Consider the following 23,506-nt stretch of genomic DNA (forward strand, 5'->3'; position numbering starts at 1 on the left):
ATGTCCAATTGGGTTACCGGTGCGAACGGATTCATCGGACGTCATCTCGTTCGCGAGTTGGCGAGCGCCGGGCATGTGGTCCATGGCGTCGGTCACGGTGCGCTCGATCCGACCCAGGCACAGGCCCTCGGTTTGCAGACCTGGATCAATGGCGAAGTTGACGCGGCCAATCTGAACGCGCTCGCAGCCTTGCACGGGCTGCCGTCGCAAGTCTTCCATCTGGCTGGCGGATCGTCGGTCGGGCTGTCGATCGCGCGCCCGTTCGAGGATTTTTCGCGGACCGTGACGAGCACGGCGCGTCTGCTCGAATGGCTCCGAAGTTTTGCGCCCGGCAGCCGGCTGATCGTGGTGTCGAGCGCCGCCGTCTACGGCGCCGATCACACCGGTCCGATTCCCGAGAGCGCGGCGCTTCTGCCGATGTCGCCGTACGGACACCACAAGCTGGTGATGGAGCAGTTGTGCCAAAGCTACGTCCAGAGCTTCGGCATCCACTGCATGGTCGTGCGACTGTTCTCTGTCTACGGTCCCCACCTTCGCAAGCAACTGCTCTGGGATATCTGCTCTCGGCTTTGGAGCGGGGTAGAAACGCTGAATCTCGGAGGGACGGGGGCCGAGATAAGGGATTGGACCGACGTTCGCGACGTCGTTCGCTTGCTGGCGCGCGTCGCGGAGGCGGAGTGGCAGGACGATTTTGGCGTGATCAATGGCGGTTCGGGGCGCGGCGTGAGCGTTGCCGATATTGCCGAGGGACTGATCAGGCATTGGGGCGGCAAAACGGTCGCGCGCTTTTCCGGCGTGGCGCGGCCGGGGGACCCAACGAGCTTGCTGGCGGACAACAGGCGCGTGCTCGACATGCATTTCGATTGGCGTATCCCGCTGGAGCGCGGGCTGGCCGACTACGTCGAATGGTTCAGGAGCCAGGCTCGTGCCTGAGAGCGCGCCGCTGCGGATTGCATTCACCAACATCCCCCGCCGACTATGGGCGGGTGGCTACAACTATCAACGCAATCTGTTCGAGGTACTCAACCGGCATTCTCCGGGGACGGTGGTACCCGTGCTGTTTGCCGGAACGGCGGACGATCCCGAGGAGATCGCGGTGCTGGCCGGCATTCCTGGCGTTGAGGTCGTGCGCTCGACGGTGTTCGATCACGCCGCGACCGGTCTTGCCCGCGCGACGGACCTCGGCCGCGCGCTCTTCTTTGGTTTGGACGCACCTGCCGCCGCCGCGTTCACGGCCAGCAGGATCGACATGGTGTTCGAATCCGCGCGCTTCTTTGGTTGGCGCCTGCCATTTCCGGCGGTCGCATGGTTTCCGGATTTCCAGCATCGGCTACTCCCGCATCTGTTCTCCAGAAGTGCATATTGGCGGCGTGATCTCGGCTTTCGGGTTCAGATCGCATCGGGCCGGCACATCATGTTGAGCAGCGCCACGGCGCTCGGCGATCTCAAGAAGTTCTATCCGGGCAATTCGAGCGGCGTCTCGGTCGTCCGGTTTGCGACCGAGCCGCCCGCCAGTCTTCTCGCCACGCAGCCGTCCGACGTGATTGCGCATTATGGTCTTCCGTCACGGTATTTTTATCTGCCAAACCAGTTCTGGCGGCACAAAAATCATCAAATCGTGGTCGATGCGCTTGATCTGCTGAAATCTCAGGGTCTGGATGTCGTCGTCGCGGCGTCGGGAAGCACACAGGACTTCCGCGAGCCCGGTCTTTTCGAAACGATGATGAAGGGGGTCAAGGCGCGCGGCCTGGAGATGAATTTTCGACATCTGGGAATGATTCCGCTGGATCATGTCTACGCGCTCCTGCGCGCATCGACGGCGCTGATCAATCCTTCGGAGTGCGAGGGGTGGAGCACCACTGTCGAGGAAGCCAAGTCGTTTGGTGTCCCGATGATCCTGTCGGACATCAATGTCCATCGCGAACAGACCGAGGGCGGCGCGCGATACTTCGGCATCCGCGACCCCAAGTCGCTGGCCGATCACATGTTGCAGGTTGCGCAGACCGCCGGGCCTGTGTTCGTCCGCAACTTGTTGCCGAACCTGGAGCATCGCGTAGAGGCGTTTGTTGCCGATTTCATCCGACTGACCCGGGATGTGATGGCGTCACGTCGCGGCCAAGCCTGACGAGAAGCGTGGATGCGAGCGGCTTGGTTTCAAGACCTTGGTTTGCTCAGAGCGATCCAACCCTCGCTGCATTGGCGACTGTCGCCGGTCCGAGCCTTCTCAGCTGAGGTCTGGCGGCGACATTTACAAGTTGATGCCCCAGTGCTAGCAGGTACGCGCAGTAACGCGTCGGCGCTCGCCCCGTTGTAGTCATGATTGACATCGATGCCATTGGGCTTTTTGCGCCTTGCGTGACAGCGACAAGGTTATTGATCGTCTCGGCGATCGGGTTTCAGCGATCAGGCCGATGACGAAGACGTGGTTGACGAACGCAGCAGTAGCGGTTTGGATCTCAACTAACTCAGTCCTTATCCTCTTGTATGGCCTGAGTGGCACGAAGGGTCATGCAGCCGTAACAGCGGCTGTCATGATTGCGCCGCTGCTCGTCGTATCGGGGAAGTTTCGCCCGCTACCTGCAGACTATTTGTTCGCTGCATTGGCCGCGCTCGTGGTGGCGTCGGTTGTCGTCCACGGTCGAACGACGACTGATCGCGATTATGCGCTGCTCGTCCTTTCGATGGCCGCCTATCCCGCGTTCCGGGCCGTGGGTCATCGTTTTGATCTGTTGCGCTTCTCCTACATCATGGCAGCGCTCGTTTCGGTCGGGACCCTGCTGACGGCTTGGGCGGTGGTCTACGACCGGAGCGGCGCGTTCAAGCCGCAGGTTCTGGGTTTCAACGAAGGTCCCACCGTGTTTTCGCTCACGTGGTGCTTTCTCGTCTTTGCTTTCCTTTCGATGAACTTATCGTGGGGTCAATGGCGTGTTGTCGGCGGATTGGTCGCCCTGCCTGCGTTCGTGTTTGCCGCAGCAATGGTGCGACACCCGTTTGTCGCCTTGGCTCTCACGCTCGCTGCGACGGCCAGGATGGGCAACCGGCGCCAGATTGTCGTAGCCGGCGTGGTGGGACTCAGCATTGTCATCGGTTTGGCCGCGCGCCCCGAGATGTCCGGCAAGATCATCGGGCTTGTCTTCGAGAATGCGCAGAAGTCGGTCGTGGCATGCGATACCGAGGATACCTTTGCGATTCGCATAATCCTCACACGGGAAGCCTTGAACCTGTTGCCGAAGGTTGGCCTTCTCGGCCAGGGCCTCGGAACGTTCGCTCAACAATCTTGCTATAAGACGGAGCCTCACAACGTTGTGCTGCAAGCCGCAGTCGAGGTTGGTGTTGCCGCAGCGCTGCTTTTGGCTGCTGCGTTCATTTTGGCGGCGATGTCGGCGAGAAAGCGTGCGCGCTCCAATGCCGCCGCGTCCTTTGTGTTTGCGGGCCTGATATTCGTCGGGATCGAGTTTTTGATGAGCGGTTCGCTGACGAACTCAGCGCTATTGTTTGGATTTATGGGCTGGGCGGTTGGGCTGCCGCAGAATGACGGGCACGAGACAAGCGATCAAACGCATCCGCTCGCCGGCCCACAGTCGGTGCCCCAGCCGTAATCACTTCTCTGCGGAAGCTCGCTTGTGGCCGACGGAAGTTACGAGCTGGATCAGGCCAGCTCGAGCGTACGCTTGAAATAGGCGATGGTCTCCTTCAGCCCGTCCTCGAGCGCGACCTTCGGCTCCCAGTCCAGCGCCGCCTTTGCCTTGGTGAGATCGGGCTGGCGCTGGCGCGGATCGTCCTGCGGCAGCGGCTGGAAGATCAGTTGCGAGCGCGAGCCGGTGAGCTTGATCACCTTCTCGGCGAGCTCGCGGATGGTGAACTCCGAATTGTTTCCGATGTTGATCGGCCCGGTGATGTTCTCGCCGGTCGCCATCAGTCGCATGATGGCTTCGACGAGATCGTCGACATAGCAGAACGAGCGGGTCTGCCCGCCGTCGCCGAACACGGTGATCGGCTCGCCCTTGAGCGCCTGGACGATGAAGGACGACACCACGCGCCCGTCATTGGGCTGCATGCGGGGGCCGTACGTGTTGAAGATGCGCGCGACCTTGATCGGCAGGCCGTGCTGGCGCCAATAGTCGAAGAACAGCGTTTCGGCGCAGCGCTTGCCTTCGTCGTAGCAGGAGCGGATGCCGATTGGGTTGACGTTGCCCCAATAGTCCTCGGTCTGGGGATGGATCAGCGGATCGCCGTAGACCTCGCTGGTGGAGGCCTGGAAGATGCGCGCCTTGAGCCGCTTGGCGAGGCCGAGCATGTTGATGGCGCCATGCACCGAGGTCTTGGTGGTTTGTACGGGATCGCGCTGGTAGTGGATCGGCGAGGCCGGGCAGGCCAGGTTGAAGATCGCATCGACCTCGATGTAGAGCGGAAAGGTGACGTCGTGCCGGACCGCCTCGAACAGCGGATTTGCGATCAGATGAGCGATGTTGCGCCGGCTGCCGGTGAAGTAATTGTCGACCGACACCACCTCGGCCCCCGTATCGAGCAGCCGCTCGCAGAGATGGGATCCGATGAAGCCGGCGCCTCCGGTCACGAGGATGCGGCTGTTCTTGTAGCTTTCAAACGGCATGGTCGGTTCCAGATTGTCGGCGGCGGAGCGCGCTGAGTGGTATCGGGAACGGCCGGACTCGCCAATAGCCAAATGGCTTGGTCTGTGGTATTTAAATACCGATACTGTGCATGGGGTTGTTTTCGGTATTTTTGTGGGAGCGCTCGTCAGGGCGCTGGCTAGAATTCGCGCCGCTTCAGCCAGGCCCGGGCCCCCCAATGAGCAAAACACCAGCTCGATCTGATCAGGGAGAGGCGTTCGACATTGCGGTAGATATGCCAAACCCATTTGGCGGAGCGCACCGGGCGGCTCGAGACCGAAGAGCCCCTGACGCGGTAGCGTGCAAGGTCCTCGTTGAGGCCGTAGGCTGTATGGCCGCGCTTCAGGATCGAGAGCCACAAGCAGAAATCGTCGTAGCCCTGGTTCTTCATCACGACGGGACCGGCGACCTCGCGGTCGACCATCGCGGTCAGCGTCGCGATCGCGGTGTTCTCAAGGAGCTGGTCATAGGTGAGCGACGCCGGCACCTCGATCAGCCGTCCGGTGACCGTGTTGCCCTCGTCGATGCGGCGGAACGCGGTGTAGCTGAGGGCGGCCCGCTTCTCGCGGGCGAAGGCGAGCTGGTGCTCGAGCTTCCCCGGCAGCCACAGATCGTCGCTGTCGAGGAAAGCGAGGTAGCGGCCCTGCGCGGCGTCAATCGAGGCCTGGCGGGCGAGCGCCGGGCCGCCATTTCGGGCCTGCCGGATCAGCTTGACGCGGGGATCGCGCTCGCCGATCGCGGCGATGATCGCCGGCGTCCTATCGGTCGAGCAGTCGTCGGCGATCAAGAGTTCCCAATCGGCGAACGTCTGGTCCTGCACCGAGCGGATCGTTTCCTCGATCAGGCCTTCGACATTCCAGGAGGGTGTGATGATCGAGACGAGCGGCATCATGGATCCGTTCAGTTCACGCGGGCCGGCGCGGCGATTGCCGCACGCAAGGAGGCCGCAAACGTGTCGAGCAGCTTGGGATCGCCGATATAAAGCTCGCCCGGATAAGACCGGCGCCAGGCAGACTCGAAATAGGGCGCCCCCCTGGCCGGATCGAATGGCCCGGCGGTGAGCGCTTCACGTAGCCGTGCCGGCACATCGGCCAGGCGGTCAACCGCATACACCAGCGGGCAGGAGCGGTAGAAGGCATCGCCCATCACCACGACCGGTTTGCCGAGCAGCAGTGCCTCGGCGCCCGACTTGCTGTTGACGGAGATGACGGCGTCGGCGCGATTGAGCACCGTGTAGTTGTTGGTCTGGGGCGGCAGCAGCACGAAATTGTCGAACCGTCGCGCGAGCTCGAACAGGCGCGAAGCCGCGATCGCGCCGATCTGGGCGGGGTGTTCCTTGACCACGAGCACATGCGAATCTGGAATCGTGCGCAGCAGGAAGTCGACGGTGGCGACCTGGTCGAGATAATCCGGCGAGCGCAAAGTCAGCGCCATGTCGGCGGGAACGTGGAAAGGGTAGTAGACGAAGGGCGTTTCAGGAAGCGGGCGATAGAGTTTGCGCAGCCGCGTCGCGTTGAGCGCCATTGCCGCATGAACACGCGCGTGGCGCAGATTGTGTCCGAACTCCTGGTGTTTGCCGAGCGCAAACTGGTCCCAGAGTTTTTCGACAAGACGGTGGGCATTGCCCAGGTTCACGACCTTCTTGAAGGCCGCCGAATAATGGTGCTGGTCCTTCTTGGGGATGACGATGGCACGCTGCTTCAGCGTGTCGTCCAGATAGGCGCGCACCTCTGATGACACCGTGTCTGCCGGCCTCGCCATCACGTCGGGAGCTGCGAGGCTGTCGGGCGTAAAATACATGCGGCCGCGGAAGAACGACGGCTCGATGAACCAGTTGCGGATGTTGCGGCGCCTTGCGGCGTAGAAGCTCGCGATGACCGAGAGAAATCCGCCGAGCTCCTGCACCAGCTCGGCGCGCGTGCCTTGCGCCTCCAGTCGGTCGAGCAGCGCCTCCATGGCGTTGGCGTAGATCATGAATCGCCGGCGCAGCGCGGCCGTGTCGCGGATGCCGAACGTGAAACGTTCATGGCTGAACAGGAAATTGGTCCCGTCGAGTCCGTAGGCAGCGACGCGCCCGTCGAACGCCTTGCGGTCGTCGGGTGCAGGGCCGGCCTTGAGGCCCTCGCGGTACATGTTCGTGACCGGCACGCCTGCAGCGGCCGAAATCTCCGCACTGCGATCGTCGAAGGCGAGCAATTCGACGTCATGGCCCGCCGCGCGCAACCGTTGCGCGACCGGGATCCAGAACCGGGTCTGGTATTCCGCTAGCGTCGTGATGAGTATGGTCGTTGCAGATCTGGTCATTGCTCTAGGACCTGGTCGATCGCAATACTCGCGAGCGGCAAACCCGTCGTCGCGCAATGCGCGCGTCGCGCTTTGAATTGCAACGGGCTCGCGCCATCATGAGCTGCGATCCGCCGAAGCAAGGCTTTGACGAAGGCCGGCTCGATCCGCTTGTCGCGCCGCGCTGGATTGAATCGGCTGCGCAGCCGCTCGGTGACGGCCGAGCCGAGCGCGGCGCTCGCGACCCCCTTGACGATCTGACCGAGGCTCGGCTTGGCGCGCGTACCTTTCACGGTCGCAAGCAGAGACACGTAAGGCCAACGCGAGCCTTGGGCGCGAATCAGGACATCGGCGACACGATCGGCCGCCTGTCCGTCGTTAAGATGGAAGAAAGCCTCGATGTCGGCGGCGTGAACTCGGGCGAAATCGAATGTCCCGGTCTCGCGCTCGACGTGGTCGATCGCGCCAAGCAACTCATCGAACGAGGACACCTGACGGCTCACGCGAGCTGGCAGCCCGGCATGGCCCGCGGTGATTGGTGTGTTCAAGTATTCGAGCTGGAGCGGCAGCTTTTCCAGCAACACCGATTCGACGGCCGTCCCGCAGTTGAGATGAATGATTGCGGCCGCGTTGCGGATACGGTCGAGCACGCTGCCGCTGCCGTCGATCACGACGTTGGTATGGCGCGAGAGCGCGTTGCGATACACGTCCTCGCTCTCGAAGGGATGCGGACGCACGAGAATGTTGCGGTCGGGCCGCGCTGCGGCGAGCCGCCCGATCTCGGCGAGATAGTTCGCGAAGACCTGCTTCAGGTCCGCGATGAAGAGATCGACATAGGCGCCATCCCAACCGGCCCGCACCATCGCCTCGCGTTCCCCGCCCGGCTTACCGCTGAAGCGCGAATTGACCAGTGGGAAGTTGGCGTTGACGAGCAGATAGCCGCGCGGTTCGCCGTCGAGCAGCGCACGCCAGCGTGAGGCTGCAAAATCGAAGCGCGGGCAACCGGTGAGGTGAAGCTGCTCCGGCGGCATGGTTCCGGCCCTAAGGAACGCGTCGTGCAGCCGGCTGCCCCAGAAGAAGTAGCCTGCCAGGAGACCGGCGTAGCCGCTGTCCTTGATGTGCGCGGCCATGGCGGGCGGCGAGTTGCCGCCCTTTTCGGCGAGCACGCCGCCTTCGGTGTCGAGCACATACAGCGCGAGGCCGGCTTTGGCAAAGCTGCGCATCAGGTCGAGATTGACCGGGCGGGCATAGTTGACGACCAGGGCATCGAGCCCGAGCCGCGGCACATCGACCGCCTGCTCGTACATCGGCACCAGCACGACGGAGGCGCCGCGCCGCGCGAGTTGATAACCGAGCATGACTGCCCCCGGCAGGTCACGCTTGGGGTGATCGACCACCAGGCCTATGCGCAAGATCGTGGCTCCCGGCAGGCCCGATTCAGAGGCGCATCACGGCGCGATCGATATCCGTGAGCGGCCCGGCTGCCCGGAAGCGCGGAGCCGGTTCGGGGTAGATGCGCGGCTGCTGAATATAGGTTGCGGTATACAGAAGGCGGTTGCGATCGGATTGAATCCGGCTGCCCATATGCAGGCAGCGAGCCGTATTGACGATGAACGACGACAGGCGCGGCGCAACCATCTCCTTCACCGCATCGGGCCCGGTCTTGGCAAACACCTGTTGGTCGCTCATGTGGCTCTTCAGCGTGTTGCGGAACGGCTTTGAGGGGCCTGCCGGAATGAAGGTGAATGGACCATCAGCGGTGTCGCGGACGTCGGTGAGATAGATGAAGAGCTTGCAGACGCGCTTGTCGTCGTGATCGAGATGCCAGAGCTGGGAATAGCTCAGCATCTGGCTTGCTGTCGGCTGAGACAAGGTCAGCAGCACGTCCGAGAGCTGCGGCAAGTCACGCATGTAATCGCCGATGATGCGAAGCGCCGCGGGCTGTAGTGCATAACGCACGAAGGGATGGTCGGTCGCAAACGCACCGTTGACGAGATCCTCATCCAGGAGGCTAACCCAGAATGATTTGTGTCCGAGCTGCTGCTTGCCGGAGAGTTCGTTGAGTCGGCTCACTTTGCTTTCTGAAACTGCAGCGACGGCTTCCGCAAGGCTGCGCTCCATCAGCGACGAGACGTCGACATAGCCGTCCTCGTCGAGCTTACGGCTCGCGGCGGCCCATTCCGGCTTCGAGGGAAGCTGCTTCAGGAGCGCGATCCGTTTGGCGCGCGCGCCCGGTTGCAGGCTGCTCAGGGCCGCCTTGGTAACCCAGCCGAGATCAGTCCGGTTAATGTGCCATAGCAGGCGGCGGAACTGGCTGATCTTCTGCTTCTTCACAGCCGGTGCATCCGAAGCGGTGTTGATGGTTGTCATAGCGGCTCCCAGCAATACAGGAATCCATCATTGTTGATGGCAGGCGCAAAAGGCATTCGCTCGCGTGCGATGATGCGGATCCGTCCCTCGCGTTCGAACTGGTCGAGCGTGGAGAACAGCACGGTCTGGTAATCGACCGAGCGGATATAGAGCAGGCTGACGATGTCGCGGGGCGATTTGAGGTCGAGGAATTCGGCATTCGGTTCGATGTTGATCACGCGCCGAGGCTTGCCCGCGATGATGTTCTCGATCACGTTGCGAACGTCGTAGGGAATTTGCTCGATGCAGAAATAAGTGAGCACGACCTCGCCGTTGATCGCCGCCAGATTTGGATCCGAGCTGTCGGTCAGGTCGATGCGGTCGAGCGTCACCTTGCCCGATACGCCGAAATGCGCAGCGATCTCGCGTCCGATGGTGATGCCGTTCGGTGAGATGTCAAAGCCCTTCAGCGTCCAATCGGGATGGCTATGGAGGAGGGAAAACAGATTGTAGCCGTAACCTGTCCCGAGCTCGACGATCCGGCTGGCGCCGTCGGCGTATCGAGCGATCAGTTCTCCCAGCGCGGACAAGCGGTAGCGATAATATTGCTGAGCGCTGATGCGCATGATCTTGCCGTCGACTTTGCGCAGGCGCACGGACTGATCCGGGAAGATCAAGAAATCGGACAGGCTCTTGGCGTCGCGCCAAGCCTTGCGAGACAGAATCTTCTGCCAGTGCGATCCGTCATACTCCGACTGCACCTTATCCTGGGTCCGCTCCATCCGCCGCATTGCGAGGCGATAGAGGCTCTTGGCGCCGTCGAGCGCGTAGGAGGCGGCGCGGTCGGGCAGGGATGCCGGAGAGAGCGACTCCAGAATATCGTTCGCACCCGTTTTCATTCCATCGATCCAGAGAGCATCCGCTCAGTTGCTTTTGGGGGCTAGCCCCATGAGGGAACCGACTGCGGGAAAAATGGCGCGATGCCGCTTTTCGAGTACCAGGAAGTACTGCGCGGCCCACGTCAGCAGGCAGAATATTCCCGAAATCAGGCAAAGCTTTAGCACGCTGTCCGGGTGAATGTAACCCGCAAATATCCACAGTAATAAGCTGCTCAGGAGCAGGATGGCGGCCTGAGTTCCGATCGCTTTTGCAAAGCGTTCAAGGTTGAGATCGAGCGCACTGCGCAATTGGCTGAGTTGCAGCGGCAGGACCAACACATTGGCCACGGCTTGGCCCAGGATCAAGGCCCGCTCCGCGAACAGGTGCAGCGTTGCGGCAGATACGACCGCCCAGATCAGCAGCTGAAGCCCCATGAGCATATTGAGCCGTGACTGAATCTCCGGGCGCGTCAGAAAAATCAAGCCGCCAATCGCGATGTATTGGACACAGATCGGAGACACGAAACTCACGCCCATCCAGACGGCATAGGGCGTCAGAAGCGGGCCGATCCAAATTCGCAGGATGTCCGGCGACAGGATGGCGGCGGCTGCGAAGATAGGCACCGTAAACATGGGCAGCAGAATAAGACCGAGTTCACCCAACCGTTGAAACGTTGTCGAGTTGCCGCGCTCGTCGAGGCGGCTCGCTACCGGAAGTAGTGCCGAGGTTAGTAGGCTGACCACGGTCCTGGATACGCGCGAAAGCCGCACCAGCGCATCGTAAGTGCCGACGCCCGTTGGGCCGAATAGGAACCCGACCACCAACGGTTGGAGGGGGCCGGAAATGCCGCCGATCAACCGGCCCTGCAGAAGGAGCATACAACGATGCAAGAGCTCGCGGCGAATGTCGGAAGTCCATGATGAGAAACGCGTGTTCTTCCGCCCCAGCGCGATCACGGCGCCGAGCAGCACCACGAGCGCGCGGCCGATAAGCGTGGCGAGATAGATATAGGCGACGACCTCGAAGCCAACAGACCTATAGGAGGCCAATATTGTCAGACCGACATAGGCGACGGTCGAAGCAACCTCCGTCACCCGCAACAGATTGTAGCGTTCGAACCCCTTGATGATCCCTTCCCAAACCAAGGCCGGAATAAGGATCAGATTTGCGAGTGCAGTGAAGCGGAGTATGCTGAGGAACGCCTCGAAGTGGGCGGCGTCGACCTTCATCAACATCGCAAGATACGGAACTCCGAACCAGATCGCGGCGCTCAGACTCAACGCGAGGAGAATTGAGACCACGCTTAGAAAGGTGAGTTGCCGGGCAGCCAGAGCCCAATCGCGATGCTCCCGGCCCCGCGCCACCGTCTGAGTGGCCACCTCCGAAAGGCCGAGATCGAACACGGCCATCATCCCGGTCGGCAGGAGCAGCCGCGCGAGCACTATGAGGCCGAACTCGGTCACGCCCCACGTGCGGAGGATCACGGGAATGACGACGAGGCCGAGCACGGCGGCGCCGCCGAAGGCGATGATCGAGATCAGGGTATTGTGGATCAGGCGCTTGATCATTGCGGTATTATATCACCAAGAACTCAACCCGCCGTCGACGGCGACGTTCTGTCCGGTGACGTAGGATGCCGCATCAGACACCAAGAACAGCATCGCGCCCACCATCTCGTCCGCGCGGGCCATGCGGCCGAGCGGAATGCGGGCCGCATAGCGCGCCTTGAAGGTCTCGTTCTGCCCGCTCTCCACCCCGCCCGGGGTGAGCGTGTTGACGCGAACGCCTTTCGCCGCCCAATAGGTCGCCAGATGCTTGGTCAGTCCGATGACCCCGGCTTTGGACGCCGTGTAGACCGCAGGCGTGTTGATGGCGCGGCCGAGATATTCGGAGCCTTCGTAGATGCGCTGGTCGGGCGCCATCAGGCCGTAGATTGAGGCGGTCTGCACGATAGCGCCGTAGCCGCGTTCAGCCATTCGACCGCCGAAGGCTTGGGCGACGTTGAACATGCCGTCGAGATTGACCGCCATGATCTCCCGCCAGGTCTCCAACGAAAACTGCTCGACCGGCGCGAAGAAGGCGTCGACGTCGCGGGTCTTGCTCGCGGCGTTGTTGAGCAGGATCGAGACCGGCCCGAGGTCCGCTTCGATCGCAGCGGCGGTGTTGCGTACCGCGTCGGGCTGGGTGATGTCGCAGCCATAACCCCTGGTGCGGACGGCATGGCGTGACGTGATGTCGGCTGCCGCCGCATCGGTCGCGGCCTGGTCGAGATCGACAATCGCGACATTGGCGCCGAACTCGGCGAGGCCCTCGGCGAAACGGCGGCCGAGAATGCCGCAGCCGCCGGTGACGACGGCGGTGCGTCCGGTGAGATCGAACAGAGCCTTGAAGCTCGTGGTCATTCGCTTAGGCCCCCTCAGGCCGGCAGTCGCTGGCGCAGCAACAGCTCCACCAACGCCAAGTCGAGATCAGAATCGATATCGATCGAGCGCTCTTCCGGCATCTCGAACAGGCGTGTGTCCGGATAGAAGACGGCGGGCTGCGCCAGAAACGATGCGACGCGCCAGACGTAGATCGACGCGTTCATGTCGAAGCAGCGCGGCGCATCCTGCCGGCGCGTGATTGGAGGATTGGCGGATTTGGAGAGGCCAACGCTGCCATCGGTGCGCTGCTCGACCAGATTGAAATAGGGCGAGCGGCGTGCCGGCGCGCCGGTGATGACATTGCGGGCGTCGCTCTCGCGCAGCAGTGCCACCGCCCCGGCGATGTCGGAGGCGAGCCTGAGCGGCGAGGTGACGTCGAGATCGACGAAAATCTCGGGCGTCTTGCCCGTTTGCGCGATGGCCTGCTCGAGACAATGGCGGATCGCCGGCAGCTTCGGCGCGGTATCCGTCGCCATCTCGTCCGGACGCTTCACGGCGATGTCGGCGCCCGCCTTCAGTGCCGCATCGAGCAATGCGTCAGAATCACTGCTGAAGGCGATCGCGTCGAACAGGCCGGTCTCGCGCGCCTGCTCGATGCTCCATGCGAGCACAGGCTTGCCCAGGAGCTCGCGCGCATTTTTGCCGACGACCCCTTTCGAGCCGCCTCGCGCGCAGATCGTGCAGAGGAGACTCATGGCGATATCCAGGTCTTGGTGCGCAGAGCGCGCTCGCTGGCATCGATCAGATGTACGACGCCGAGCGCCTCGGGCAGAGAGCAGGCCGGACTCGCGCCATCCATCGCCGCGACATGCATGTCGCGATAGGTTTGGTCGCGCTCGCTGGGGATCTCGGTGATCTTGCCGTTGATCGCAAGCCGGCTGCCGACGAGATCGGCCTCGATGGTGTCGTCGTCGACGTTGATGCGAATACGGCGGATGCCCTGGCGATCGAGATAGTCCATGTGGACGTGGACCGATGGTGCCCGCTGCATATCGAGCAGCAGGTCGAGGTGGTCGTCGACGTCGATATCGCGCGCGCCGGACGCGCCGCCGAGCGCCGCGACGCGATGCCACGGTCCGAACAGCCACAAGAGATAATCCAGCTCGTGGCTGAGATCCCGCAGCACGCCGCCGCCGGCGTCGGCGGTGGCGGAAGCGGTCGCACGATGATCGCGGCCGGGGCGCCAGTCCCTGATGTCCTGGCCGACATAGGCGGCGACCGTGATCACTTCGCGCCCGCGTAAGCTTTCGGCCAGCGCGGTCATCACGGGGTGAAAGCGGAGATTGTATCCGACGCTGACGTGGGAAAACGGATATTTCGGCGGCGGTGCCGGCGCTGCGAATAGCGGTTTTTCGACAAGGACTTCGCCATGGAAGCCGGCCCGCGCGAGTTCTTGCAGATCGTCGGCATGGCGCGCAGTCTCGGTGGCGATCACCGCATAATCCGGATGTGCGCCGGCGATGGCCTGCGCAATCGAGCTATAGTCGCCGCCTTCGCGACGGCTGACAGTCACGACGCGAAGCCCCAGCTCTCGCAGGACGCGCGCATGCCTTGTGCCAATCGAGCCGAGGCCGACCACGACGGCGGTTTTCGATGTCACGGGAAGACCTCGTGAAATTCCGCATGCGCTTGCTCGAAATCCTCCAGGCGGCCGATGTCGAGCCAGTATTCGCGGATCGGATAGACCGCGACGCGTCCCTTGCCGGCGATCACGCGCTCCAGCACGGTCGGCATATCGACGCTGACTCCCGGCGCGACATGGCGAAAGACGGAGCTGCCGATCACATAGATGCCAGCACTGACGAACCAGCTCTCGGTCGGCTTCTCGCGGATGGCATCGAGAAAGCCCTCCGACGTGGAAACCACGCCGTACGGTACGTGCACCTTGTGCTCGCGGACGGCCATCGTCGCTTCCGCCGGCGTTCCGTTGTGGAAGTCGAGAAGAGCTCGGTAGTCAATCGTGGTGAGAATATCGCCGTTGGTGACGATCATCGGTAGAGCCGGTGGCGTCGGGAAGAGGCCAAGCGCGCCTGCGGTCCCCAGGCGTTCCGTTTCGTGTACGTACTGGATATTGGCGCCGAAGGCGGTGCCGTCGGCGAAGTAGTCTTTGATTGTCTCGGCCTTGTAGTTGACCGAGATGAAAATGTTGCCAAAACCCTGTTGCACGACGTTGCGAACGATCGTCTCGAGCAGCGGCCGGCCGCCGACGTTGAGCATCGGCTTCGGCACCTCGCGCGTGAGCGCGCCCAGGCGTTCGCCGAGGCCGCCCGCCATGATCAGGACCGGATTGGGATAGTGGCGCGGTTCGAGCAACTCATCGAGGGTCTCGACCAAGACAAGATGCCCGCCCTCGTCGACGAGCGGGAGTTGCTTGATCGACTTCTGCCGCATCAGCTGCAGGCGATCCTCGCGCGGCAGTGCCGCAGGAGCCGACACCGGCGCACGGCTCATGATGTCGGTCGCAAGTCCTGCGAGCGGGATGCCGCGCAGCAGGCCGCGCCTCACATCGCCGTCGGTGACCACGCCCAAAAGGCGATTCTGGTCGTCGAGCACGAGCGCAATCTGGATGCTTCCACTCTCGATGGCGGCAATGGCCTCGCCCACGGTGGCCTGCGTTCCAACGACGGCCTTACGCCAGGATTTCATGGCAATCTGCCTCGTATACGCCGGATATCGGGGCCGCCCGCGGCTTAAGTCTGCTATATCGCGGCTGCGAGACGCGGCGTCAACCCCAACCGCATTCCTAAGGCAGCCCTGTTAACCTCAGCTTTTCGCGGTTCGAATCAAGGGTTTGAACACCCGCCGTCCCGCCGCTAAGGTTGTGCAGCGCAGGGGAATCGGCATGGACGATCTCATCATCATAGGCGGCGGCGAACACGCCTTTATGGTCTACGAGGCGGCGCTGTTCTCCGGCCAGTTCAAGGTTATCGGTTTCCTCGATCGCCAGCCCGCAACACTGGGCGACGTCAGCTATCTCGGAACCGACGACGCTGCGCCGAACTATCCGGACGCGGCCTTCGTCATGGGGATCGGAACGATGCAGGCGGGGCCCGCTCGCCGGCAGATGATCGGCTGCATGCAGGTCGAGCGCTGGGCGACCGTGATTCATCCGCGCGCTATCGTCTCGCCCTCGGCCGGGATTGGTGCAGGCACCGTCATTATGCCCGGCGCAATCGTCAATGCGCGAAGCCGGATCGGTGATCACTGCATCATCAATTCCGGTGTCGTCGTCGAGCATGACGTACAGATCGGTGACTCCACGCATTTGTCGCCGGGAACCGTAGTCGGCGGCGGCGCGAAGATCGGCGAGAACTGCTTCGTCGGTCTCGGCAGCCGGGTCAGGGACCACATTGCGATCGGCGACGACACGCTGGTGGCGATGGGATCGGTGGTCACGGCGCCATGCCCGCCAGGGTCCGTCCTTCGCGGCATTCCGGCAAAGCCGCAAGGCTAGACCGGATCGTCCGGCTCGAGCGCGCGCGGCACTGCCGTCCCAACCAGTGACCAGTATTCGATCGGCGGACGGCCGGCGCCGGGGCGCTTGGCGGTGATATCGGCCGGGCCGATGGTCTCGCCGGCCTTCAGCGCACGCGCCGCCACGATGCTCTTGCGCGCGACTGGAACGTTCCTGATCTCGGACTCTTTGGGCGCCTTCACGCCGTCGCCGAGAGCACGCTCCACGTTGCGGATGGCCGCAACCATTTGCTTGAAATCGTCCGGCTCCAGCGAGGCCGCGTGGTCGGGGCCCGTGGCGTTGCGGTCCAGCGTCAGGTGCTTTTCGATCGTTGTGGCGCCGAGTGCGACGGCGGCCACTGAAACTTCGAAGCCGTCGGTGTGATCGGAATATCCGACCGGGAGCTGGAACGCGGAGCGCATTGTGGCCATTGCGGCGAGGTTCACATCCGCGATGGGGCAGGGATATTCGGTGGTGCAATGGAGCAGGCTGACGTGCCGCGCGAGCATTGCGCGTGCCGCCGGATCGCGCCACGCCGCGCGGAAGGAGGCAATGCCGGGCGGATCGTTGCGTTGGCCGTAGCCATGAGCGAGCACGCCGAGCGCTTCCTCGATCTCGCCGAGTGTCGCCATGCCGGTCGAAAGGATCAGCATCGCGCCGGCCTTCGCCGCCGCATGCAGCAGCGGCGCATTGGTGAGATCGCCTGATCCGATCTTGATACGCGGCAGGTTCAGCGACAGCAGGAAGGCGAGCGACGCGTCGTCGAAGGGCGTCGACAGGAACTCGATGCCACGCTCCTTGGCGCGCGCGATCAGCGTGTGGTGCGCGGCTTGCGGCAGTTCGAGCCGTTGCAGCATGGTAAGCTGGCTCTCGGCGGCGTTTGTCGTGCGCTGCTGATACTCGGCCTTCTTCGCCGCACCGCCCGCCAATGCCTTCGCATTGAAGGTCTGGAACTTGACGATGTCGGCACCGGCGTCGGCGGCCGCGTCGATCAGCGCCAGCGCCTTCTCCAGGCTGCCGTCATGATTGACGCCGGCTTCCGCGATGATCAGCGTGTGCGTCGTCATGGCCGCGCTCCACTTGCCGGAAGGTCGTAAAAGCCCTTCGCCAGAATCTGCCTGAAATCGGGGATGCCGGCGACGATGTCGGCAAATCGCCGGCTGGATTCGCCGTCGCCGTAAGGATTGACGGTGGCTTGATGGCCGCGCTGGAGCGCCGCCGAGATGGCGGCGGCGATTGCATTGCGCTCGGGCGCTGCGTGAAATACCGATGCGGCGCGTTCACGTCCCTTCTGGCGGTCGCCGATATCGACCGTGGGAACGCCGAAGGAAGGCGCTTCGAGCAGGCCGCTCGAGGAATTGCCGATCACCAGGTCCACATGGCTCATCAGGCTGAGATAGCGGAGCTGCCCGAGCGAGGCGACCGCGATCGTGTTCGGCCGGCCCGCCGCAAAAGCTTCGATCCGTGCGTTCAACGCGCGGCCCTCGGCATCGGCGTTGGCGAGGGTGAACACGAAATGAAAGGCGGGATCCAGCGCCGACAATGCCGCGAACAGCTCGTCCAGTTCGGCCATCGAGCGCCCGGTCTCGACCGTGACGGGGTGGAACGTGATGAGCGCGTTGCGCTCACGGAGCGGCATTCCGACCGCGCGACCGATGCTGTCGCAGTCCATCAGGGCGAGATGCTTGATGGCATCGATGCCGACCGAGCCAATGGTGTGAATGCGCGAGGGGTGCTCGCCGAGCTGTATCAGCCGCCGCGTCGAGCCCGGATTGCTGGTGAAATGCAGATGCGCCATTTTGCTGATGGCGTGACGAACGGACTCATCGACCGCGCCCTCGGTGACGTCGCCGCCGAACAGATGCGCCATCGGCAGCCGCATGAACATCGCCGCCTGCGCGGCCGCGAACATCTCGAAGCGATCGCCGAGGACGACGACGAGATCCGGTCCTAGCCGCGTGAAAGCATCGGCAAAGCCGATGACGCCGAGCCCGACCGATTTCGCGACGCCGGCCCCGGTGTCGCTGCTGAGCAGCGTCTCGACACGCTCGTCGACCTCGAACCCCTCGTCGCGGATGTCGTTGAAGGTGTAGCCGAACTCCGGTGCGAGATGCATGCCCGTGGCGACGAGCTGAAGTGTCAATCCGGGCGTCTCGCGGATTGCGCGCATCGGCCAGACCAGCAGCCCGAAATCAGCGCGGCTACCGGTGACGAAGCAGATTTTTCGCGCGACGCTACTCATCGCGGACCCTGATGCTGGCGCTGCTGGGGAGGTTGATCAATTGACGTTCGATGGATTCCGCGGTCGACAGATCGCCGCGAGGGCTTTGCGCGAACATCGGCAGCTTGTGCATCAAAGTCCAGGCCGGACGCGCGCCGAAGCCGGCGTCGTTGAGCGCGGCGAGCAAATCGTCGCGCCGATCGGCATGGGTTTCGTCGAGCAGGATCGCGTTCAGCCAGTAATTGCTCGTGGTGTCCTTTGGCTCGCGCGAGAAGCGGACCCCCGGAATATCCGCGAAGGCGCGCTGATAGGCTGCAGCTAACTTGCGCTTGCTTGCCAGGAAACCGTCGAGCTGCTCGAGCTGCGCGCAGCCGAGCGCGGCGTTCAGATTGGGCAAACGGTAGTTGAAGCCGATCTCGTCATGGATGAAGGCCCATTTGTGCGGCAGCTTCGCGGTGGTCGTCAGGTGCTTGGCGCGGCGCCCCAGTTCCTCGTCATTGGTCAGGATGGCGCCGCCGCCGCCGGTGGTGACGATCTTGTTGCCGTTGAAGCTCAGCGCCGCGAGCCGCGCCTGCGATCCGACCGCGTGCCCCTTGTAGGTCGAGCCCAGCGATTCTGCGGCGTCCTCCACGAGCGCAATGCCCCACTCGCGGGCGGTCGCGGCAATCTCGTCGAGCTCGACCGGATGCCCGAACGTGTGCATCGGCGCGATCGCGGCGATGCGGCGTCCGGTCTCGCGATTGACGGCGCCCTTGGCCGTCCGCTCGGCGATCTCGTCGAGCCGTGTGGCGAGTGCGCGAGCATCCATGCCGAGCGTGACGAGCGAGCTATCGACGAAATGCGGCGTTGCGCCGCAATAGGCGATCGCATTGGTCGTCGCGATGAAAGTCAGCGCCGGCGAAATGACCTCGTCGCCAGGCTCGACGCCGGCGAGGCGGAAGCAGGCATGCAGCGCGGCCGTGCCGTTGACGACGGCCACCGCGCGCTTGGCGCCGGTGACTTCCTCCAGCATGCGCTCGAACCGATCGACGAACGGCCCGACCGAGGAGACGAAGGTGCTCTTGATGCACTCTTCGAGATAGGCGATCTCGTTGCCGGCGAACACCGGCTCGTGCAGGCCGAGAATTCCGTTAGGTGTTCCCACAGCGCGCCGTACGGCATCGACGATGGTCTTGGGTTCGAAACCTGATCTGGTCACGGGACTGTCCACCATCGCCTCAGACGTTGTAGACGTCAGCCTTGTAGCGGCTGAGGTTTGCAGGATTGGTGAACCACTCGACAGTCTTGATCATCCCGCGGCGCATGCCGTCGACACCGCCGAATTCAGGGCTCCAGCCAAGCTGCTGGCGCGCCTTGGAATTGTCGGCCCAGAGCCGTTCGACCTCGCTGTTGGCGGGACGCAGGCGCGCCTCGTCGGTTTCGATTTCGATAGTCGTCCCCATGACATCGGCGATCATCTGCGCGGTCGCGCCGACCGCTATCTCAAAACCGCTGCCGAGATTGATGGTCTGGCCGACGACCTGCTCCGCAGGCGCCGTAAGGCCCGCGATGAGGCCGCGCGCGGTGTCGGTGACGAACGAGAAATCGCGCGTCGGGCTGACGGCACCGAGGCGGATGTTCCGCTTGCCGGTCGCAATCTGGCTGATGATCGTCGGGATCACCGCGCGCGCCGACTGTCGCGGGCCAAACGTGTTGAACGGGCGGATTACCACGACGGGCATATCGAACGAGGCCTGGAACGACAACGCCATCTGATCGGAGGCGATCTTCGAGGCGGAGTAGGGCGACTGTCCGACCAGCGGATGGCTCTCCTTGATCGGAACGGTCTGCGCCGTGCCGTAGACCTCGCTGGTCGAGGTCTGCACGAAGCGGCGCACTCCGGCCATGCGCGCGGCCTGGAGCACGTTCACGGTGCCGCGCACGTTGGTTTCGACATAGGAGTCGGGCGCGACATAGGAGAACGGGATTGCGATCAGCGCCGCCAGATGCAGCACGTCGGTACAGCCGCTCGCGGCCGCGATCATGAAGTGCGGATCGCGGATGTCGCCTGCCACGACCTCCACCGACGTCATGATGTCGGCCGGCACCGTGTCGAGCCAGCCCCAGGAATTGAAGGAGTTGTAGTAGACGATTGCCTTGACGCGGGCACCGGCTTTCACCAGTTCCTCGACGACATGCGAACCGATGAAGCCGTCGCTGCCGGTAACGAGGACGCGGGCGTCCCTCAGATCTGCCATGCCGGACCCCAAAAGGGCGATTAAGCCAGTATTCGCAACAAGATGGCGCTATAGCACACTGGCCGTCGCGTGCAACAGAGCACCGTTCGATATCGGTCAAATGCCCGGGGATGCAGCGCTTTTGGGCGCCCGTCTAGGCGTTCCCAGTGGGGATCAGGCGTTGCTTCACGAAGGCCTCCAGATTTCCGCCCTCGAACAGATGGCCGGCAAGGCCCGCGGCCTGCGCCGCCCCCATGTCGCTGTCCTTGTCTCCGATTACCATGCTGCGCGTCATGTCGATTGGGAAACGCTGTGCGAGGTCATTGATCATGCCGGGCGCCGGCTTGCGCCGGTCGCTCGTGCGGCAATAGTTTGCGACGGTGCCGTCGGGGTGATCGGGGCAATATTCGAACGCATCGATGTGTGCGCCGACCAGCGCCATCTGGTCCGCCATCCAGCGGTGCAGGGCGACGACGTGATGCTCCTCGTAGTAGCCGCGTGCGACGCCGGATTGATTGGTGATGACGAAGGCGAAGTAGCCGGCGTCGTTGACGGCCTTCACGGCCTCGCGTGCGCCCTCGATCCATTCGAGTTTGTGCGTCTCGAAAGTGTATCCTGAATCGTGGTTGAGCACGCCGTCGCGGTCGAAGAACACTGCTGGCCGGCGCAGCTTCTCCCGCAATTCCCGATCGGCGCGTGCGAAATCATCGGGAACGCCGATGTCGATGAAGTAGCCGCGATAGGCCGTGCCGCGCAGTGCGCCGGACTTGACGAGGCCGGGGAACACGTCCTGCTCGAGCGAGGCGGGAAGCGTCGCGATGTCGGCGAGAACGGATTTATCCACGACGTAGATCCCGGCATTGACCGGCCCCGTCGCGCCCGCACCCGGGGCGATGAAGTCACGCACCACGTCACCCTCAAGCACGACGCGCCCGTAGCGATCTCCGACGACGCCGTCGCGCAGTGCCATGTGAACGCGCCCACGCTGCGAGCGCGCGATCAGATCGAGCAGATTGAAGTCGAACAGCGAGTCGCCGTTGAGCAGCAGGAACCGTTCGTGCAGCAGATCGCGCGCATGCACAAGCGCGCCGCCGGTGCCGAGCGGCTCGGTCTCGCGCGACACGACGATTCGCGCCTGTCCCCTCGAAGCCGCAGCGTAGTGCGTTTCGACGATCTCCGCCTTGTGGCCCGCAAGCAGGAGAATTTCATCGAACACGCCATAGCGTACGATCTCGTCGATCAGCGTGTCGAGAAACGGACGTCCGCCGATATCGAGCATCGGCTTCGGCACCAGTCTGGTGCGGTCACCCAGCCGTGTGCCGAGGCCGCCGACGAGGATGACGGCCTGTGTTGGCATGACGGCGTGCTGCGGAGCCATCCCTCAGTATTGGTACCCGACGTGCTCGGGACGGTCCCTGAAGGGATCAACGCAAATGCCGCCATTGGTGCTGAGCAGATTGCGATGCCGGGCGAAATGTGGACGCCAGGGAATGTCCGACGGAATCAGCACGAAGGTCACTACATCGCGATGCTCGCGCTTGGGCGAGGTGGCCTTGTGGATGCATCCGCCATTCTCGAACAGCAACCGGCTTCCGGTCGGTCCCTCGAGAACCTTCGTCGTGCTGGTGTCGGACAGACGGTCGATGAACTGGTTGATGCGCTTGCGGTCGAAGAATCCTTCTTTGCGCAAATCTTGGCTGAAAGGCTTGTCCTTCACGCTGAACGCTCCCGTGTCGGCAACCACGTCGTCCAAATAGATCATCAGCTTGATTTCTTGCTTCGGGCAGTTGTCGAGATGCCAGAGGAAGCTCGAGTCAGGTTTGTCCGGAGTAGGCAGAGTCCGATAGAAGGAAATCGCGAAGATCTTGAAGTGGCTGCCGTAGTAGTTTTCGACCACGGCTTCGAGATCGGCGTCGATGAAGTCGACAATTTCGGGCATCACTTCGAGGCCGTCGATCAGCCGGGACATGCCGACACCGAGTGAGAACCCGTTGCTTTGTTCTTCGAATCGTTTGTCGACGGCTTCCTTGATCGCCCGCAGCTTCTCCGGGGTCATGCCTCTGGGCGGCGGCAATACTTCGAAGCCGTTCGTCTTGAAACGCTCGGCGGCGGCAAGCTGCTCGGGCGTCGGATTTGATTCCGGCTTCCAACTGCGGCGCGCTGTATTCTCGTAGGCTGCGTATTTCAGATTGACCTTGAACGAATGGTTGTTGCCGAACATCGCGACGCGCGTTTTCATTCGCGCCCGTGATGCCATCTTGCGAAGCGACTGCATTCGGAGCCTCCCCTTTGATCTAGTGAGCAACGCTCTTGGGTTTGGACAGGCGGAATACGACCGAGGACGTGAAACGGCCCTCGCTTTCGAAATCCTCCTTCCAGAACACGTGGCCGACACGGTCGCCAAACAGTGCGAGCAGGTCGTCCGGACCGCTGCCGAGGTTGTTCTTGCCAAAGCGGTTGCCCGCACCTTCGGTGAGGTGCTCGAAGGCGAAGATCACCAGAGCGCCGTCTCTTGCGACCCGAATGGTTTCGGCAACAGCTTTCGGAATGTCGTCGCTGTAGGTGATCACGAAGGCGCTGTAGACGGCATCAAAATGGCCGTCGGCGAATTTCAGGTCGTGCATGTCCATCAGGCGCACGGCCGGCGAATAGGAGAACAGATCAATCGCGGTCAGCTTCGCCGGATCGAACCCGTACGAGGACAGCAGCATTAACTCGGCCTCGTTGCGGGGGCCGACGACGAGGGTATTTAACGCGCGAAGCTTCAATCCCCGGATCGAGCGAAGCAGGGCAATGATGCGCTCGGTCCGCCCGCGGTTGATGATGTTGATGTTACCGAGGTTGTACGGTAGCACCTGCTCGGCAACGAAGCCACTCTCGACGCCGCCGCCCTTGACGAGCTGCTTCAGGCCATGACCGGTGAGCCGCCAGTAGAGCCGTCGCGAGTGGAACCGCATCGCGAAGATCGGCGGCAGAAGCGTGAAATACCGCCACGGCGACAAAAGGACCGGTGACATTGGGACCAGAAACCGGCCAACGAAATGTCGCAG

Annotated in this window: 22 protein-coding genes; 4 read left to right on the forward strand and 18 right to left on the reverse strand. The window is 63.0% G+C overall.

Features of this window, described 5'->3' with window-relative positions; all coding sequences use genetic code 11:
• The 3 genes from GWG67_RS13760 to GWG67_RS13770 all read left to right on the forward strand — a co-directional run bounded on the left by GWG67_RS13760 (position 1) and on the right by GWG67_RS13770 (position 3,599).
• Positions 1 to 933, forward strand: a complete 933-nt coding sequence (locus GWG67_RS13760) for an NAD(P)-dependent oxidoreductase (RefSeq protein ID WP_275169865.1) — start codon at positions 1 to 3, stop codon at positions 931 to 933.
• Positions 926 to 2,125 carry a glycosyltransferase family 1 protein gene (locus GWG67_RS13765; RefSeq protein ID WP_275169866.1) on the forward strand — a complete coding sequence of 400 codons (1,200 nt, stop codon included), beginning with the start codon at positions 926 to 928 and terminating at the stop codon, positions 2,123 to 2,125. The genes GWG67_RS13760 and GWG67_RS13765 overlap by 8 nt, the downstream gene beginning before the upstream one ends.
• Positions 2,126 to 2,531: 406 nt before the next feature.
• Positions 2,532 to 3,599 carry a hypothetical protein gene (locus GWG67_RS13770; RefSeq protein ID WP_275169867.1) on the forward strand — a complete coding sequence of 356 codons (1,068 nt, stop codon included), beginning with the start codon at positions 2,532 to 2,534 and terminating at the stop codon, positions 3,597 to 3,599.
• 50 nt (positions 3,600 to 3,649) lie between these two features.
• Here GWG67_RS13770 and GWG67_RS13775 read toward each other — a convergent pair whose 3' ends face one another.
• The 11 genes from GWG67_RS13775 to GWG67_RS13825 all read right to left on the reverse strand — a co-directional run bounded on the left by GWG67_RS13775 (position 3,650) and on the right by GWG67_RS13825 (position 15,211).
• Positions 3,650 to 4,612 (reverse strand): UDP-glucuronic acid decarboxylase family protein, encoded by a 963-nt coding sequence (locus GWG67_RS13775; RefSeq protein ID WP_211398361.1) that lies wholly within the window; start codon positions 4,610 to 4,612, stop codon positions 3,650 to 3,652.
• A gap of 158 nt (positions 4,613 to 4,770) precedes the next feature.
• Positions 4,771 to 5,523: a glycosyltransferase family 2 protein gene (locus tag GWG67_RS13780; RefSeq protein WP_275169868.1), complete on the reverse strand. Its 753-nt coding sequence runs from the start codon at positions 5,521 to 5,523 to the stop codon at positions 4,771 to 4,773.
• Positions 5,524 to 5,531: 8 nt separating this feature from the next.
• Positions 5,532 to 6,935, reverse strand: a complete 1,404-nt coding sequence (locus tag GWG67_RS13785; protein WP_275169869.1) for a capsule biosynthesis protein — start codon at positions 6,933 to 6,935, stop codon at positions 5,532 to 5,534.
• Positions 6,932 to 8,326, reverse strand: a complete 1,395-nt coding sequence (locus tag GWG67_RS13790; RefSeq protein ID WP_275169870.1) for a surface carbohydrate biosynthesis protein — start codon at positions 8,324 to 8,326, stop codon at positions 6,932 to 6,934. Before GWG67_RS13790 ends, GWG67_RS13785 begins: the two co-directional genes overlap by 4 nt.
• Positions 8,327 to 8,351: 25 nt before the next feature.
• Positions 8,352 to 9,284, reverse strand: coding sequence for a hypothetical protein (locus GWG67_RS13795; RefSeq protein WP_275169871.1), 933 nt, complete (start codon positions 9,282 to 9,284; stop codon positions 8,352 to 8,354).
• Entirely contained in the window at positions 9,281 to 10,162 is an 882-nt protein-coding gene (locus tag GWG67_RS13800) for a class I SAM-dependent methyltransferase (protein WP_275169872.1), read from the reverse strand. The genes GWG67_RS13795 and GWG67_RS13800 overlap by 4 nt, the downstream gene beginning before the upstream one ends.
• Before the next feature lie 24 nt (positions 10,163 to 10,186).
• Entirely contained in the window at positions 10,187 to 11,710 is a 1,524-nt protein-coding gene (locus tag GWG67_RS13805; protein WP_275169873.1) for an oligosaccharide flippase family protein, read from the reverse strand.
• Between the two features lie 12 nt (positions 11,711 to 11,722).
• On the reverse strand, positions 11,723 to 12,544 hold the full coding sequence (locus GWG67_RS13810; RefSeq protein ID WP_275169874.1) for an SDR family oxidoreductase: 822 nt from the start codon (positions 12,542 to 12,544) through the stop codon (positions 11,723 to 11,725).
• A gap of 14 nt (positions 12,545 to 12,558) precedes the next feature.
• Positions 12,559 to 13,260: an acylneuraminate cytidylyltransferase family protein gene (locus GWG67_RS13815; RefSeq protein ID WP_275169875.1), complete on the reverse strand. Its 702-nt coding sequence runs from the start codon at positions 13,258 to 13,260 to the stop codon at positions 12,559 to 12,561.
• Positions 13,257 to 14,165 (reverse strand): Gfo/Idh/MocA family protein, encoded by a 909-nt coding sequence (locus GWG67_RS13820; protein ID WP_275169876.1) that lies wholly within the window; start codon positions 14,163 to 14,165, stop codon positions 13,257 to 13,259. The genes GWG67_RS13815 and GWG67_RS13820 overlap by 4 nt, the downstream gene beginning before the upstream one ends.
• Positions 14,162 to 15,211, reverse strand: a complete 1,050-nt coding sequence (locus GWG67_RS13825; protein WP_275169877.1) for a nucleotidyltransferase family protein — start codon at positions 15,209 to 15,211, stop codon at positions 14,162 to 14,164. Before GWG67_RS13825 ends, GWG67_RS13820 begins: the two co-directional genes overlap by 4 nt.
• Before the next feature lie 196 nt (positions 15,212 to 15,407).
• On the opposite strand from GWG67_RS13825, the gene GWG67_RS13830 reads away from it, so the two are divergent.
• On the forward strand, positions 15,408 to 16,019 hold the full coding sequence (locus GWG67_RS13830) for an acetyltransferase (protein WP_275169878.1): 612 nt from the start codon (positions 15,408 to 15,410) through the stop codon (positions 16,017 to 16,019).
• Here GWG67_RS13830 and neuB read toward each other — a convergent pair.
• The 7 genes from neuB to GWG67_RS13865 all read right to left on the reverse strand — a co-directional run bounded on the left by neuB (position 16,016) and on the right by GWG67_RS13865 (position 23,473).
• Positions 16,016 to 17,086, reverse strand: coding sequence for an N-acetylneuraminate synthase (gene neuB, locus GWG67_RS13835; RefSeq protein ID WP_275169879.1), 1,071 nt, complete (start codon positions 17,084 to 17,086; stop codon positions 16,016 to 16,018). The two genes, GWG67_RS13830 and neuB, sit on opposite strands and share 4 nt — an antisense overlap.
• A complete protein-coding gene (gene neuC, locus GWG67_RS13840) occupies positions 17,083 to 18,261 on the reverse strand; it encodes a UDP-N-acetylglucosamine 2-epimerase (protein ID WP_275169880.1) in 1,179 nt (392 codons plus the stop codon). Before neuC ends, neuB begins: the two co-directional genes overlap by 4 nt.
• Positions 18,254 to 19,438, reverse strand: coding sequence for a LegC family aminotransferase (locus tag GWG67_RS13845; protein ID WP_275169881.1), 1,185 nt, complete (start codon positions 19,436 to 19,438; stop codon positions 18,254 to 18,256). The genes neuC and GWG67_RS13845 overlap by 8 nt, the downstream gene beginning before the upstream one ends.
• Before the next feature lie 19 nt (positions 19,439 to 19,457).
• Positions 19,458 to 20,477: an NAD-dependent 4,6-dehydratase LegB gene (locus GWG67_RS13850; RefSeq protein ID WP_275169882.1), complete on the reverse strand. Its 1,020-nt coding sequence runs from the start codon at positions 20,475 to 20,477 to the stop codon at positions 19,458 to 19,460.
• A 133-nt stretch (positions 20,478 to 20,610) separates the two neighbouring features.
• Positions 20,611 to 21,813 (reverse strand): HAD-IIIA family hydrolase, encoded by a 1,203-nt coding sequence (locus GWG67_RS13855; protein ID WP_275169883.1) that lies wholly within the window; start codon positions 21,811 to 21,813, stop codon positions 20,611 to 20,613.
• A 24-nt stretch (positions 21,814 to 21,837) separates the two neighbouring features.
• Entirely contained in the window at positions 21,838 to 22,695 is an 858-nt protein-coding gene (locus tag GWG67_RS13860; protein ID WP_275169884.1) for a hypothetical protein, read from the reverse strand.
• 55 nt (positions 22,696 to 22,750) lie between these two features.
• Positions 22,751 to 23,473: a class I SAM-dependent methyltransferase gene (locus tag GWG67_RS13865; RefSeq protein WP_275169885.1), complete on the reverse strand. Its 723-nt coding sequence runs from the start codon at positions 23,471 to 23,473 to the stop codon at positions 22,751 to 22,753.
• Positions 23,474 to 23,506 lie beyond the last annotated feature (33 nt).

It is taken from the genome of Bradyrhizobium sp. CSS354, from assembly GCF_029051725.1.
Lineage (GTDB): Bacteria > Pseudomonadota > Alphaproteobacteria > Rhizobiales > Xanthobacteraceae > Bradyrhizobium.

Bases quoted from the DNA above. Each gene is read 5' to 3' on its own strand.
- GWG67_RS13760 (WP_275169865.1), top strand. From the start codon at position 1: ATGTCCAATTGGGTTACCGGTGCGAACGGATTCATCGGACGTCATCTC.
- GWG67_RS13770 (WP_275169867.1), top strand. From the start codon at position 2,532: ATGATTGCGCCGCTGCTCGTCGTATCGGGGAAGTTTCGCCCGCTACCT.
- GWG67_RS13775 (WP_211398361.1), bottom strand. From the start codon at position 4,612: ATGCCGTTTGAAAGCTACAAGAACAGCCGCATCCTCGTGACCGGAGGC.
- GWG67_RS13780 (WP_275169868.1), bottom strand. From the start codon at position 5,523: ATGATGCCGCTCGTCTCGATCATCACACCCTCCTGGAATGTCGAAGGC.
- GWG67_RS13785 (WP_275169869.1), bottom strand. From the start codon at position 6,935: ATGACCAGATCTGCAACGACCATACTCATCACGACGCTAGCGGAATAC.
- GWG67_RS13795 (WP_275169871.1), bottom strand. From the start codon at position 9,284: ATGACAACCATCAACACCGCTTCGGATGCACCGGCTGTGAAGAAGCAG.
- GWG67_RS13800 (WP_275169872.1), bottom strand. From the start codon at position 10,162: ATGAAAACGGGTGCGAACGATATTCTGGAGTCGCTCTCTCCGGCATCC.
- GWG67_RS13805 (WP_275169873.1), bottom strand. From the start codon at position 11,710: ATGATCAAGCGCCTGATCCACAATACCCTGATCTCGATCATCGCCTTC.
- GWG67_RS13810 (WP_275169874.1), bottom strand. From the start codon at position 12,544: ATGACCACGAGCTTCAAGGCTCTGTTCGATCTCACCGGACGCACCGCC.
- GWG67_RS13815 (WP_275169875.1), bottom strand. From the start codon at position 13,260: ATGAGTCTCCTCTGCACGATCTGCGCGCGAGGCGGCTCGAAAGGGGTC.
- GWG67_RS13825 (WP_275169877.1), bottom strand. From the start codon at position 15,211: ATGAAATCCTGGCGTAAGGCCGTCGTTGGAACGCAGGCCACCGTGGGC.
- GWG67_RS13830 (WP_275169878.1), top strand. From the start codon at position 15,408: ATGGACGATCTCATCATCATAGGCGGCGGCGAACACGCCTTTATGGTC.
- neuB (WP_275169879.1), bottom strand. From the start codon at position 17,086: ATGACGACGCACACGCTGATCATCGCGGAAGCCGGCGTCAATCATGAC.
- neuC (WP_275169880.1), bottom strand. From the start codon at position 18,261: ATGAGTAGCGTCGCGCGAAAAATCTGCTTCGTCACCGGTAGCCGCGCT.
- GWG67_RS13850 (WP_275169882.1), bottom strand. From the start codon at position 20,477: ATGGCAGATCTGAGGGACGCCCGCGTCCTCGTTACCGGCAGCGACGGC.
- GWG67_RS13855 (WP_275169883.1), bottom strand. From the start codon at position 21,813: ATGCCAACACAGGCCGTCATCCTCGTCGGCGGCCTCGGCACACGGCTG.
- GWG67_RS13860 (WP_275169884.1), bottom strand. From the start codon at position 22,695: ATGAAAACGCGCGTCGCGATGTTCGGCAACAACCATTCGTTCAAGGTC.
- GWG67_RS13865 (WP_275169885.1), bottom strand. From the start codon at position 23,473: ATGTCACCGGTCCTTTTGTCGCCGTGGCGGTATTTCACGCTTCTGCCG.